This is a genomic window from Roseiarcus sp. (genome assembly GCF_049514155.1).
GTDB lineage: Bacteria > Pseudomonadota > Alphaproteobacteria > Rhizobiales > Beijerinckiaceae > Roseiarcus.
The window spans coordinates 1-12611 of the sequence record NZ_JBEKVH010000004.1 but is presented as its reverse complement, the minus strand read 5'-3'; the positions used below and the strand labels follow the sequence as shown (position 1 = coordinate 12611).

At 66.5% G+C, this 12611-nt stretch carries 11 protein-coding genes; 2 read left to right on the top strand and 9 right to left on the bottom strand.

Annotated features, from left to right (window positions below; all coding sequences use genetic code 11):
- Positions 1-9: 9 nt before the first annotated feature.
- Both ABSF49_RS00930 and ABSF49_RS00925 read right to left on the bottom strand, forming a co-directional pair.
- Positions 10-1008 carry an ABC transporter permease gene (locus ABSF49_RS00930; protein ID WP_424110751.1) on the bottom strand — a complete coding sequence of 333 codons (999 nt, stop codon included), beginning with the start codon at positions 1006-1008 and terminating at the stop codon, positions 10-12.
- Entirely contained in the window at positions 1005-2552 is a 1548-nt protein-coding gene (locus ABSF49_RS00925) for a sugar ABC transporter ATP-binding protein (protein ID WP_424110750.1), read from the bottom strand. Before ABSF49_RS00925 ends, ABSF49_RS00930 begins: the two co-directional genes overlap by 4 nt.
- 322 nt (positions 2553-2874) lie before the next feature.
- Here ABSF49_RS00925 and ABSF49_RS00920 point away from each other — a divergent pair, with 322 nt between their 5' ends.
- Positions 2875-3939: a LacI family DNA-binding transcriptional regulator gene (locus ABSF49_RS00920; protein WP_424110749.1), complete on the top strand. Its 1065-nt coding sequence runs from the start codon at positions 2875-2877 to the stop codon at positions 3937-3939.
- Positions 3940-3981: 42 nt separating this feature from the next.
- A complete protein-coding gene (locus tag ABSF49_RS00915; protein WP_424110748.1) occupies positions 3982-4443 on the top strand; it encodes a hydrogenase maturation protease in 462 nt (153 codons plus the stop codon).
- A 159-nt stretch (positions 4444-4602) separates the two neighbouring features.
- On the opposite strand, the gene ABSF49_RS00910 is transcribed toward ABSF49_RS00915, so the two are convergent.
- The 7 genes from ABSF49_RS00910 to ABSF49_RS00880 all read right to left on the bottom strand — a co-directional run.
- On the bottom strand, positions 4603-6021 hold the full coding sequence (locus tag ABSF49_RS00910; RefSeq protein ID WP_424110747.1) for a Ni/Fe hydrogenase subunit alpha: 1419 nt from the start codon (positions 6019-6021) through the stop codon (positions 4603-4605).
- Positions 6022-6031: 10 nt separating this feature from the next.
- A complete protein-coding gene (locus tag ABSF49_RS00905) occupies positions 6032-6547 on the bottom strand; it encodes an NADH-quinone oxidoreductase subunit B family protein (protein WP_424110746.1) in 516 nt (171 codons plus the stop codon).
- A gap of 11 nt (positions 6548-6558) precedes the next feature.
- Positions 6559-7269 carry a bidirectional hydrogenase complex protein HoxU gene (hoxU, locus tag ABSF49_RS00900; protein WP_424110745.1) on the bottom strand — a complete coding sequence of 237 codons (711 nt, stop codon included), beginning with the start codon at positions 7267-7269 and terminating at the stop codon, positions 6559-6561.
- A gap of 12 nt (positions 7270-7281) precedes the next feature.
- Positions 7282-10449, bottom strand: coding sequence for an NADH-ubiquinone oxidoreductase-F iron-sulfur binding region domain-containing protein (locus ABSF49_RS00895; protein WP_424110744.1), 3168 nt, complete (start codon positions 10447-10449; stop codon positions 7282-7284).
- The gene (locus tag ABSF49_RS00890; RefSeq protein ID WP_424110743.1) at positions 10446-10982 is read right to left on the bottom strand and encodes an NADH-quinone oxidoreductase subunit NuoE family protein; all 537 of its coding nucleotides are present in this window, start codon (positions 10980-10982) and stop codon (positions 10446-10448) included. The genes ABSF49_RS00895 and ABSF49_RS00890 overlap by 4 nt, the downstream gene beginning before the upstream one ends.
- A 499-nt stretch (positions 10983-11481) precedes the next feature.
- Positions 11482-12291: a TIGR01459 family HAD-type hydrolase gene (locus ABSF49_RS00885; RefSeq protein WP_424110742.1), complete on the bottom strand. Its 810-nt coding sequence runs from the start codon at positions 12289-12291 to the stop codon at positions 11482-11484.
- A partial coding sequence (locus ABSF49_RS00880; protein ID WP_424110741.1) for an FGGY-family carbohydrate kinase occupies positions 12288-12611 on the bottom strand: 324 nt, incomplete at its 5' end. The genes ABSF49_RS00885 and ABSF49_RS00880, both read right to left, overlap by 4 nt.

The following is a 12611-nucleotide window of genomic DNA, read 5'->3' as shown; positions in this document are numbered from 1 at the left end:
CTCTACGCTTCACCGACCACGGGCCAGGCCGCGTTGCGCCAGCATCGCAATGATGATGATCGCCCCCTGAACCGCGCCGATGAGGTATTCGCTGACCACATTCGACAACAGCATGATGTTGCCGATGACTTCGAGGATGAGCGCGCCGGCGATCGTCCCCCACATCCGACCCACGCCGCCCTTGAGCCGCGTGCCGCCGACAACGACAGCGGTGATCGCCGTCAGCTCCCAGCCGAGCCCAGTCGTCGAACTGGCCGAACTCAGCCGCGGCACGTAGACGATGACGGCGATGGCGACGCACAGGCCCTGCAGCACATAGGTGATCGTGCGCACCCGCGCGACATTGATGCCGGAATAGCGCGCGACGTCCTCGTTCGAGCCGACCGCGCGCACGTGCCGCCCGTAGGCGGTGCTGTAGAGAATGAAGGCGCCGACGATCGCGACGCCGAGGATGACCAGAACCGGATAGGGCACACCGAACAGGTCGCCGAAATAGACCTGACTATAAGCGGCCCGGACATTGTTGCTCCTGATGGTGATCGAGCCGCCCTGCGCCAACCAGGTCAGCAGCGAGCGGAAGATGCCCATCGAGCCCAGCGTAACGATGAAGGGCTCGATCTTGCCGAGCGTCGACGTCAGTCCGTTGAACAGGCCGCACAGCGCGCCGGCCACGAGCGACAGCGCCATCGCCGCGAGGATCAGCAACGTCGGGTCGGCGATGAGCCCGCTGTTGAGGAACAGGATCACCAGGCCGGAGACCAGGGCCGCCATCGCGCCGACCGACAGGTCGAGCCCGCCGCCGACGATGACCAAGGTCTGGCCGACCGCGATCGTGGCGATGAACGTGCTGCGCGCCAGCACGTTGGTGATGTTCTCCAGACCGAGGAAACGCGGATTGACGAGCACGCCCAATACGCATAGCAGCGCCAGCGCCATGAACGGCGCGACGGCGCCGATCTCGAAGCGCGCCCTCGTCGGGATCGCCGTTTCGTGGGTCGCTTGAGTCATGTATGCGCTGCCCCTCCGGGCGCATCGACGCCCGTCGCCAACACGACGATGGCGTGTTCCGTCATCGCGTCCCCCGCAACCTCGCCGACAATGTGTCCGTTGCGCATGACGATAATGCGGTGGCAGATGCCGATGAGCTCCGTCATTTCGGACGAGATGACGATGACCGATCGGCCCTCGGCGGCGAGCGCGACAATGAAGCGATAGATCTGCTGCTTGGCGCCGATGTCGACGCCGCGCGTCGGTTCGTCGATGACGACCAGTTTCGGATCGAGCTGCAACATCTTGGCGATGAGCAGCTTCTGCTGGTTGCCGCCCGACATCTGGCCGGCAAGGATGCCCCTGTCGCCGACGCGGATGTCGAAGCGGCGGATCGCCTCGTCGAGCGCCCGCGCTTCCTTGGCGCGGTCGACCAGCGGCCCGCGCTGGAACCGCTCGAGCGCCGCAAGGGTCAGATTGGTGGCCACGGTCTCCTCGAGCAGCAGCCCTTTGCCCTTGCGATCCTCGGTCAGGTAGACGGCGCCGGCGTTCATGGCGCTACGCGCGTCGGACCAGCGTTGCGCCGCGCCATCGAGGCGGATCTCGCCGCCGCCCTTGCGCAAGCCGAACAACGCCTCGAACAACTCGGTGCGGCCAGCCCCGATCAGGCCGGAAAAGCCGAGAATCTCGCCCGAACGCACCGCAAAGCTCGCCCCCTCGGCGAAACCGGCCGCATTGAAGTCGGAGACGGCGAAGGTGGGCGCGCCGGTCGGCGCGGGCGCGCGCGGCGGATAAAGCGCCAGCAGGTCGCGCCCGACCATCAGCCGCGCCATGTCGACCGGCTGCAGTTCCACTGCGGGAGAGGTCGCCACATGCTTGCCGTCGCGCAGCACGGTGACGATGTCGGCGATCGCTTTGACCTCTTCCAGGCGGTGCGAGATGTAGATGACCGCGATCCCCTTCGCCTTGAGCTCGCGGATGAGCTTGAGCAACGCCCCGGTCTCGACGGGCGTTAGCGAGGCGGTGGGCTCGTCGAAGATGGCGATGCGGTGCGGAACGGCCAGCGCGCGAGCGATCTGCGCGAGCTGTCGTCTGGCGATCGAGAGCCGCTGCACCGGCACGGTGACGGAAACGTCGACGCCGAAGACGCCCATCGCCTCTTCGGCGCGCGCGTTCATCGTCCGGTCGTCGACGGCGACGCCGCGACGCAACTCGCGGCCGAGAAACATGTTCTCGGCGATCGACAGGTCGGGGGCGAGCATGATCTCCTGGTGGACCAGCACGATGCCGCGCCGCTCGGCGTCGACCGGTCCGCGCAGCGTCAGCGGCGCGCCGTCGAATTTGAGCGAGCCGCGCGTCGGATCGAGGTGGCCGCTGATGATCTTCATCAGCGTCGACTTGCCGGCGCCGTTTTCGCCGATGATCGCGTGAACTTCGCCGGCGCGGAAGGCGAGGCTGATGTCGGAGAGCACCTCGACCGGGCCGAACGCCTTCGTCAGGCCGTTCGTCTCCAGCAGCGGCTGAGCGCCGCTTTCCGCATCGACGACGTCGGTCTGAGACGTCATCGCGTCCGCCTCGCGGCGCGCTGACGCCGGCTGGACGCGGACGCGCTTCGACGCGACGAATTGTCGACGAAATCGCCCGGTCGTTTCCTCACCATCTCTCGACCTCGAGAGCGCCGCCGGCGCCCATAAAGACGGGTCAGCTGGCGCGTGGCCGCGGTGGCTTCTTGTGTCGCGGCGAATAAAGTTGTTTCATTGTTAGAAAACGTTTTCAGGCGAGTCAAGCGGCGCTGCGACGATAAACGGCTTGACGTGGCGACCAGGTCCGTCGTCGGCTGGGCTTGGCGCTGATTCTCGTGAGAATGCCGACAGCGCGAGAGGGACGATGCTGAAGCGGGCAGGCGAAATGCCGGACGGCGGCGCGGCGCGGCCGCGACGCCCGCGCAAGGCGACCATGAAGGACGTCGCCGACCTTGCTGGCGTGTCGCTCGCCACCGTTTCGCGGGCGCTGTCGGCCACCGCCGAGGTGTCTCCCCGTCTGTCGCGCCGGGTGCAGGCGGCGGCGCGGCGGCTCGACTACGCGGTCAACATCAATGCCCGCGGGCTGCGCGGCAAGAGCAGCGGCCTCGTCGTGGTGCTGCTGCCCGACATCGCCAATCCATTCTTTTCCGTGCTGCTGCAGGGAATCGAGGAACAGGCGCGCAGCCACGACATGGCGGTGCTGATCGGCGACACCGGCGTCGACCACGCCATCGCCGAGACCTATTGGCGACTCATGGACGGTCAGCGCGCCGACGGCATCATCCTGCTCAACGGTTTTCTGCCCTTCCCGCCGGGGAAATGGGGCGCCGGCGACTACCCGATGGTCGTCGTCAGCGAACGGATCGCCGGCGTCGACGCGCCGATCGTCGGCATCGACAACGTCGCCGCCGCATTCGACGCGGTCAGCTATCTGGCGCGCCTCGGCCATCGCCGCGTCGCCCACATCTGCGGCCCGGCCGACAACGTGCTGACCATAGAGCGGCGCGCCGGCTACCAGAAGGCGGTCGAGGCGCACGACCTCGAGCGCTGGCCGGAGGCGATCCAGCCGGGAGAATTCTCGATCCGCGCCGGGCGCGTGGCGACCGCCCGCTTGTTGGCCGCCTCGCCGCAGCCGACCGCGGTCTTCGCCGCCAACGACGAGATCGCGATCGGCGCGATCCTGGAGGCGAAGGCGCAGGGCTTGCGCGTGCCGGAGGACCTGTCGGTCGTCGGCTTCGACGATATCGAAATGGGGCAGATCTGCGATCCGCCGCTGACCACGATCTATCAGCCGCGGCGCGAAATGGGCCGCAAGGCGCTGGAGACCCTGGCGCGGCTGGTCGAGGCGCCGGAAAAGCCGGTCGGCGACACGCTGCTCGACTACAAGCTCGTCGTGCGCGACAGCACGAGCCCGCCCACCGACCGCTAGTCAGCCGACGTCGTCCCGCAGGCGACGATCCAAAGGTCGAAAATGACCGCAAACGCGCTCATCGTCGGTTACGGCAACCCGCTGCGCGGCGACGATGGCGTCGGTCAGGCCGTCGCGCGCGCGTTCGCCAACGAGGCCGCCATCGATGGCGTCGACGCGATCGCCTGCCACCAGTTGACCCCCGAACTCGCCGAACGATTCGCTGCGGCGGCGCGGGTCGTCCTGATCGACGCCGCGGCTGGCCGAGCAGCGGGCCGCGTCTCCGTCACCCCGTTGCATCCCGCGCCGGCGCCCGCCTCAACCCTCGGACACCATGTCGAACCGTCGCAGTTGCTGCACATGGCGCAGAGGCTCTACGGCCGATCGCCCGAGGCCTACCTGGTTACGGTCGGGGCGAGTTCGCTGGAGCTGGGCGAGGGATTGTCGGCGCCGGTCACGGCGGCGCTGCCCGAGGTTTTCGCGACGGTGCGGCGCTTGGCGCTGAAGCGCCCGCCGGGCGCGTGATCGGCTTTCGGCGGACGCGCCAAGGCGCTCGAGCCAACTTGCGCTCAAGTCGATCGGAGTCGAGCGATCGGGAGACGATCACGACGCTGACGCCAGCGCCACGCCGTCAATCCATTGATTCGGACCGATCGGAAAGCGCGCCGGCGCGCCGCGGCGCCGTCAGCTGCGGCGCCGATCGACCACCGCGCCGGCGGCGTCCACCAGCTGAATGTCCAGCGGATACTGGCCGTCCGCGTGGGTCGAACAGCTCAGGCACGGATCATAGGCGCGCACCACCGCCGACACGCGATTGAGCATCCCCTCCTGCATCTTCGCGCCGTCGATATAGCGGCGGGCGACCTGGTCGACGCTGTGGCTGATGGCGAGGTTGTTGTGTCCGGTGGCGACGATGAGATTGGCCCAGGTGATCGCCCCGTCCTCGTTGACCTTGTAATGGTGGATGAGCGTGCCGCGCGGCGCCTCGGCGATGCCGATGCCTTCGAGCGCGTTCACCCCCGCCGTGGCGCGGACGTGCCGGTCGAGGATCGCCGGGTCGTTCAACAACATCTCCATCCGCTCGAGCGCATAGATGATCTCGATCAGCCGGGCGTAGTGGAAATGGAACGAGCTATCCACCACTTTGCCGAAGCGTTGGTGGAATTCGGCGAATTCGACGTCGGCGAGCGGCGTCCCGCAGCGCGCGGCGACGTTCAGGCGGGCGAGCGGACCGACGCGGTAGACGCCGTTGGGGAAGCCGAGCGGCTTGAAGTAGGGCGCCTTCAAGTACGAATATGGCATCGTCGCTTCGCCGATGAACTGCTGATAGTCTTGCGGCGCCATCTGATCGACGACGATCTTGCCCGAGGCGTCGACGAAGCGCATGCCGCCGTCATAGAGCTGCAAATTGCCGTCGGCGTCGGTAAGCCCGGCCGAAAGCGTGGGCGCATTGCCGAAATTAGCGATCTCGTCGCTGAACTGGTCGACGACGCCCTTGAAGAACTCGATCGTCCGCAGCGCGATCGCCTTCGCTTCCGGCAGGCCGGCGAGAATGCGGTCGCGCGCGACGCGATCGAGCGGCGCGTTGACGCCGCCGGGCACCGTCCACGACGGATGGATGCGCTCCTTGGCCAGGGTTTCGATCACCTGTTGGCCGAACTTCCTCAGCGCGATGCCATCCTTGGCCAGCGCCGGATGGTCCTCGATCACGCCGATGACGTTGCGCCGGGCCGGATCGGAGTCGAAGCCGAGCAGCATATCCGGCGAGGAGAGATGGAAGAAGCTCAGCGCATGCGACTGGGTGATCTGGCCGCAATGCAGAAGCTCCCGCAGCTTCGCCGCGGTCGGCGGAATGCGCACGCTCATGATGGCGTCGCAGGCCTTGACCGAGGCCAGCAGATGGCTGATCGGGCAAATGCCGCAGATGCGCGCGGTGATCGCCGGCATCTCGTAGAAGGGCCGACCTTCGGTGAATTTTTCGAAGCCGCGAATCTGGGTGACGTGGAACGCCGTCTCGGCGACCTTGCCCTCGTCGTCAAGATGGATGGTGATCTTGGCGTGGCCTTCGATGCGCGTGACGGGGTCGATGACGATGGTCCGCATGACGGCCTCCTCAGCCAAACCGCACTTTGGACTTCAGGTCAGGGATGCGGCCGTCCAGAAGCTCGGTGAGAACGAACAGGATCGAGGAAGCCGAAGGCGGGCAACCGGGCACGTGCACGTCGACCTTGACCACATCTTGAAGCGGGATCGCTTGTTTCAGCAGGGTGGGGACGCCGTCGGTCGGGATCCCTTTCTGCACGTCGGCGCCCTCGATGTAGATGCGTTCGAGGAGCATCTTCACCGGCAGCCGATTGCGCATCGACGGAACATTGCTGGTGACTGCGCAGTCGCCGAGCGCCACCAGGATGCGCGAGCGTTCGCGAACGCGCTTGATCTTCTCCAGATCGTCCTGGCTGCTGACCGCGCCTTCGACGATGGCGACGTCGACGTCGGGAGGAAACTCCTGCGCGTCGACCAAAGGCCCATAGACGATGTCAGCCCGCTGCGCGACGATGAGGATCGCTTCGTCGATGTCGACGAGAGACATGTGGCACCCGGAGCAACCGTCGAGCCACAGCGTGGCCACTCTCGCCTTTTTCATGGGTGGACCTCTCTCTTCGCGGCGAGCTGCGCGACGACGGTATTCCGCTTCGTCATTTCCTCGACCGCATAGCCCTTCTCCACCAGAGCCCCGGTCGGGCAGGCCTGTACGCATTTGCCGCAGCTGGTGCAGTTCTCGGATTCGCCCCAAGGACGATCGAGATCGGAGACCAAGAGGGAGTTGATGCCGCGCGCGGCAATGTCCCAAACGTGGGCGCCTTCGATCTCGTCGCAAACGCGGACGCAGCGGGAGCAGAGAACGCAGCGGTTTTGATCGAGCACGAAGCGGGGATGCGAAGTGTCCACCGGCAGACGCGGATAGTTGTAAGGGAAGCGGACGTGGGTGAGGCCCAGCGTCTGCGCCAGCGCCTGCAACTCGCAGTGGCCGTTTGAGACACACACGGCGCAAATGTGGTTGCGCTCGACGAAGAGCAATTCCAGCGCCATCAGGCGATTCTGAGCCAGATTCTCCGACTCGGTGGTGACCGACATGCCGCTGTGGACTGGGGTCGTGCAGGCGGGCAGCAACCGGGCGATGCCTGAAACTTCGACCAGACACAATCGGCAAGTCCCCGCCGAACTCAGGCCCTCCATGTGGCAGAGCGCGGGAATGTAACGCCCGTTGGCGCTGGCCACGTCGTAGATCGTCTGACCCTCGGTGGCCGTGCAGAGCTCACCATCGATGCGCACCGAGACCTGTTCGGACACGGTCGAGCCTCCTTACCGGTGTGTGACGGCGTCGGCCGTTTCGCGGAGATCGCACCGCAAGCAGCGGCATGACTCCTCGTAGGCCTCTTCAGGCAACAGGGCCGACGCGGCCTCCTGGAACGTCTTGACTCGGATCGCAGCCGGCAGTTCGTGCGCATGGTGGCGGCGGCAAGCGCTGGGTTCGGCCGGCGGCGTCTGGTCGTACTCGAAGCTGGGCATCACGCCGTCGAAGCGCGATTCGCCGGTGAGATAGTGATCGATGTTCCTCGCCGCCTTCTTGCCGAAGCCCATCGCGTTGGAGAGGTTCGACGCCCCGCTGACCAAGTCGCCGCCGGCGAAGAACTTCTCGCGGCTCGTCGCCAGCGTGTAGCGATCGACCTCGAGCATCGCGCTTTCCTTGATCCTCAGACCGGAGGCGCGGGAAAAGTCGGTGTCCACGCCTTCGCCGACCGCCAGAATGACGCTGGTGCAGGGGACGATATGCACTTCGTCGGTCTCGATTGGCCGCCGGCGTCCAGACGAGTCGAATTCGCCCAGGCGCGTCTTGACGACTTCGATCGCCTTGACCTCGCCCTGCTCGCCGACGATGCGGTGGGGCGTTGCGAGGAAGCGGAAATGGACGCCCTCTTGCTCGGCGGCGTCGACTTCGTCCTGGATGGCCGGCATGTCCTTGCGCTCGCGGCGATAGACGACCGTCGCCGACGAACCTCTGCGCACCACCGTGCGCGCCGAATCGATGGCGGCGTTGCCGCCGCCGATAATGACGACGCGTTCGCCGAGCTTCACCGGCTTGTCGCTCGCTTCGGCCTCGAGGAACGGCAGCGCCGGCGTGACGCCCGTCAGCTCGGTGCCCGGCAGGTAGACCCACCCTTCCTTCCAGGTGCCGATCGACAGACACACCGCGTCGAACGCGGCGTCGAGATCGTTGAGCGAGATGTCGACGCCGACCTGGGTGTTGAAGACGAAGTGGACGCCGAGACGGCGGATGATCTCGATTTCGCGGTCGAGAACCGCCTTGGGAAGCCGATATTCCGGCAAGGCGAAGCGCAACATGCCGCCGGCTTCGGCGTGCGAGTCGTAGATGGTGACGTCGTGCCCCAACAGGGCGAGATAGAAGGCCGCGGTGAGGCCCGTCGGGCCGGCGCCCGCAACGCCCACCTTGCGCCCCGTCGGCGAGCGGCGCTTGGCGACGATGCGGCCGACCATTTCGTCGAACCGATCCGACAGCAGCACCGAATCGGCGATCACGCGATGGACCTCGCGCATGTTGACCGCTTCGTCGAGGGTCTGGCGGCGGCAACGATCGTCGCAAGGATGCTGACAAACACGCCCGGTGGAAGCGGGCAGGGGATTGTCCATGATCACGGATTCGAAGGCTTCCTCGAGACGGCCCTCCTTGTAGAGCTGCAGGAAACGGGGAATGTTCATGTGCAGCGGACAGCTGTTCTCGCACGGCGACAGCGCCAGATCTTGGCAGACGCCGGCGCGGCAGCGCTTGGCCCGGATGTGGTCCTCGAACTCGTGGTGGAAGTGGCGCAGCGTGGTGAGGACCGAATTCGGCGCGGATTGGCCGAGCGCGCACAGCGACGTGTCGCGGATCATCCGGCCGAGTTCGTTCAGCTCGGCGAGGTCCTCCTCGCGGCCTTCGCCTTTGGTGATCCGCGTCAGGGTGCGCAGCGCCTTGTCGAGGCCGACCCGGCACGGCGTGCATTTGCCGCACGACTCGGATCGGGTGAACTCGATGAAATAGCGCGCGACGTCGACCATGCAGTTGTCGTCGTCCATCACCACCATGCCGCCCGAGCCCATGATCGAGCCGAGCTTGCCGAGCGATTCGTAATCGACGGGCGTATCGAACAATTCATGGGGGATGCAGCCGCCGGACGGACCGCCGGTCTGCACCGCCTTGACCGGATGGCCGCGCATGCTGCCCGCGCCGGCGTCGTAGACGAAGCTCGACAGCGGCGTGCCGAGCGGCATCTCGACCAGGCCCGTGTTCTTCACTTTGCCGACCAGCGAAAACACTTTGGTGCCGGCGCTCGCGACGCTGCCGGTTTCGGTGAACCAGGCCGGCCCCTTGGCGATGATGGGGGCGATGTTGAACCAGGTTTCGACGTTGTTGACGTTGGTCGGATAGCCCCACAGGCCTTTTTGGGCCGGGAACGGCGGCCGCGGCCGCGGTCGGCCGGAGCGCCCCTCGAGCGAGCTGATCAGCGCCGTTTCTTCGCCGCAGACGAACGCGCCGGCGCCCTCGACCAGGTCGATGTCGAACTTGAAGCCGCGCCCCAGAATGTCGTCGCCGATGACGCCGTAGTCCTTGGCTTGCGCAAGCGCCACTTTCAGCCGATGGACGGCCAGCGGATATTCGGCGCGAACATAGATGATCCCTTGATTGGCGCCGGTGATGTAGCCGCCGATCGCCATGCCCTCGATCAGCGAGTGCGGATCGCCCTCGATTTCGTTGCGATTCATATAGGCGCCGGGGTCGCCTTCGTCGGCGTTGCAGATCAGGTATTTGTGCTCCGCCGCCGCCTTGCGCATGAACTCCCATTTCAAGCCGGTGGAGAAGCCGGCGCCGCCGCGGCCGCGCAACCGCGAAATCTTGAGCTGCTCGTTGACCAGCTCCGGCGTGCCGTCGATCAGCACCTTGTACAGGGACTGGTAGCCGCCGACGGCGATGTATTCTTCGATATCGTCCGGGTTGATCAGTCCACAGTTGCGCAGGACGATCTTCTTTTGTCCGCGGAAGAACGGAACCTCGTTCCACGTCGGAATGTTCGGATAGCCGGCGCCGAAGTGCATCTGCGCGGTGATGTGATCCCAATCTTCGATCTTGCACAGAGCGAGCCGCTCCGGCACCGTCTTCGTCGCCAACGCGTCGAGAATCGCATTGACGTGATCGGTCTGCACGCGATGCAGGATGGCGAGCGGCTGCCCGGGGATCCAAACATTGACTAGCGGTTCCTCGGCGCAGAAGCCGAAGCAGCCGGTGCGGACGAGGTGCACATCCAAACCGCGTTGGGTGATCGAGTCGGCGAGCGCCGCATAGACGCCTTCCGAGCCGTTGCCGGTGCCGCAGGTGCCCATGCCGACGGCGATTCGCGGACGCGAAGGCTGCAGTTTGGCCAGTCCGGCGCTGCGAACGGCGTTGAATGTGCTCAGGTCGCGAATTCGCGTCATGGCCGTGTCTCTCGCTTCTCCAGCGCCTCCAATTCACGCTGCAGGGACCGCTCGTTCATGTGACCGAAAATCGCGTGATTGACTTCGACCACCGGCGCGAGCGCGCACTGGCCGAAGCAGGCGACCGTGCGCAGCGTGGTTTCGCCGTCGGCGGTCGTCATCGCCAGCTTCTCTGTCTCCCCGTCTTCCGCGCCGTGCAGCCCCAAGTCCATCATCACTTGTTCGAGCAGGCGGCTCGAGCCACGGGTATGACAGGCGGTGCCGCGACAGACCGAAATTGTGTCGCGGCCCTGCGGTTCGAGATTGAACAGCGCATAAAATGTGACGAAGGAGAACAGTCTGGAAAGCGGCACATTCGCCTTCAGCGAGATGTACTCGAGCGTCTCGCGCGGCAGAAACTTGCGAGCGTGGCTGTCCTGGACTCTCTGCAGAATAGCCAGCAGAGCGCCGGCGCGACCGTTCTCTTGCAAGACCACTTTATCAATAAAGTGCTTGGCCGCGTCTGATAACGAATGCGAAGGAAGGCTCTGCATCGCCGACTCCCCCCCGGGCGTTCGGTCTCGTGCCGAAAACCCAATGTTGCAAGATGTCCTGATCCGCCTCATGCGCCTTGAGCGAGATCAATCTCCGCCCCGCACGATTTCATATCGCCGCGCTTCGAAGACGCGAACGGCGCGACCGATTGTCGCGACGCGACACGACACGTCGCACGCCAAAGACGTCGTCATGCGCGCCGACGAGGGGTGGACTTCGACGCGAACTGGGCCCGACCACAGCGCCGGCGCGCGCGCAATTCCTCGCCGTTTCGCCGGTCGCGCGGACTCGTTTGCGGCTGCGGCGGCCAGCGCTGAACCCTGTCGTCGCCAACGCGCGCTCGCGGCGAACGACGCGAGTCCGGCGATCTTAACCATCGCGGCGCGGCGCATAGGGCGACCGCTTGGCGGCGCGGACCACCGAGCACGCGGCGCTTCGTCGCGGGCCGGCGAGGCAAAATTGCGCCGACCTTCAAGCGCCTAGCGCGGCTTCAGCCCTTCACAACCCGTCGAGCACGAAGTCGGGCGCTGTCGGGGCCGCGCGCCGCAGCTCGTCGTCGTCGCGACCGGCGCCGAGGCCGGTCTTGACCAGAGCCGTCGCGAAACCCGCCCCCGCCGCGCCCTCCACGTCGTGCAGCGGGCTGTCGCCGACGGCGAGGATGCGGCGCGGTTCGACGCCGGCGAAGGCTCGCGAGGCGATCGCGTAGATGAGGGGATGCGGCTTGCCGACATAGACGACCTCGCCGCCGAGGGTCTCGTAGAGCCGCGCAATGGCGCCGGGCGCGGGCTGCTGGCCAGACTTGGTCAGCATCAGCAGGTCGGGATTGGCGCACAGCGCCGGCAGCCGTCGCGCGGCGGCCGGCTTCAGGCGGTCGGCGTATTCGTCGAGCGAGACGCGCGGCGCGTCGCTGCCGATGATCAGCAGCGCACTGGCGGCCGCGAGATCGACCGCGACCAGCGGAAACCGCTCGAGCCCGTAGTCGTCGCCGGTCCGGCCGACGACATGCACCTTGCCGCCCGCGGCGAAGGCGGGTCCGAACGCGCCGTCTTCAATGCCAATACGCGCGGCCTCCCCTGACGAGACGAGCGCGGCGTAGAGTTCGCGGCCGACGCCGAGCCGGGCGAGCCTATCCTCGTTCGCCGCGGCGGGCTTGCCGGAATTGGTCACCAGCGCCACGCGCTTGCCGGCTGCGCTTGCGGCTTCGAGCGCCGCGATGGCGCCGGGATAGGGCCTGACGCCGTCATGCAGCACGCCGTACTGGTCGATGACGAAACCGTCGAATTGAGAGATGAGATCGCGCAGTCTCATGCCGACGCCCTCGAGGCGAGCAGCGCGGCGCCGACTGCGGCGTGTTCGCTCAAGGGCGGCAGGAACGGCGCGGCGATGCGCGCGGCGCGCAGGCGCGTCCAGGCCGGATTGCGCGCGCCGCCGCCGACCGAGCGCAGGCTGCGCAGCTTGCATCCCGACAGCCGAGCGAGCCTGGCGTAGCCGTCCGCCTCGATCGCGCTCATCGCCTCGAGCATGCCCTGCAGGAAGACCGCGTCGTCGACGGGACGGGGCGTGAGCTTCGGCGCGCGCTCCGCGTCGCTGACGGGAAAGCGCTCGCCTTTCTTGAGCAGCGGGTAATA

Bases quoted from the DNA above. Each gene is read 5' to 3' on its own strand.
- ABSF49_RS00930 (WP_424110751.1), bottom strand. From the start codon at position 1,008: ATGACTCAAGCGACCCACGAAACGGCGATCCCGACGAGGGCGCGCTTC.
- ABSF49_RS00925 (WP_424110750.1), bottom strand. From the start codon at position 2,552: ATGACGTCTCAGACCGACGTCGTCGATGCGGAAAGCGGCGCTCAGCCG.
- ABSF49_RS00920 (WP_424110749.1), top strand. From the start codon at position 2,875: ATGCTGAAGCGGGCAGGCGAAATGCCGGACGGCGGCGCGGCGCGGCCG.
- ABSF49_RS00915 (WP_424110748.1), top strand. From the start codon at position 3,982: ATGACCGCAAACGCGCTCATCGTCGGTTACGGCAACCCGCTGCGCGGC.
- ABSF49_RS00910 (WP_424110747.1), bottom strand. From the start codon at position 6,021: ATGCGGACCATCGTCATCGACCCCGTCACGCGCATCGAAGGCCACGCC.
- ABSF49_RS00895 (WP_424110744.1), bottom strand. From the start codon at position 10,449: ATGACGCGAATTCGCGACCTGAGCACATTCAACGCCGTTCGCAGCGCC.
- ABSF49_RS00890 (WP_424110743.1), bottom strand. From the start codon at position 10,982: ATGCAGAGCCTTCCTTCGCATTCGTTATCAGACGCGGCCAAGCACTTT.
- ABSF49_RS00885 (WP_424110742.1), bottom strand. From the start codon at position 12,291: ATGAGACTGCGCGATCTCATCTCTCAATTCGACGGTTTCGTCATCGAC.